We start from the raw sequence: 295 nt of genomic DNA on the forward strand, positions 1-295 counted from the left end.
ATTTATTTTAGTACAGATAAGATTGAGCTATTACATCAATACGATTATGTCCTAAGTATTTGCTGGTTATTAACATAGCTTTTCGATCTAATATTTCTCCAGCTCTATCATTTCTCATGATGTATCTTTCTCCGCCTTCTGAAATTAAACCACCAGGTATTTCATCGATTGGTCTTGCATAATGATTATAAATTCTCTTGGCGTATACTGCTCTGTAGTGGTGGTTGTCATAATGAGAAGGTAATTTTGGTGCTATTTTAAGCTCTCCAGCTTCTTTAAAAATATTTATTATTTC

1 pseudogene is annotated in these 295 nt (G+C 32.2%); it reads right to left on the minus strand.

Going from position 1 to position 295, the window contains the following annotated elements:
* Positions 1-7: 7 nt before the first annotated feature.
* Positions 8-295: pseudogene (locus HMPREF2782_RS04390) on the minus strand (hypothetical protein); the annotation flags it as partial.

This window comes from Anaerococcus sp. HMSC068A02 (genome assembly GCF_001811125.1).
GTDB classification, from domain to species: Bacteria; Bacillota; Clostridia; order Tissierellales; family Peptoniphilaceae; genus Anaerococcus; species Anaerococcus vaginalis_C.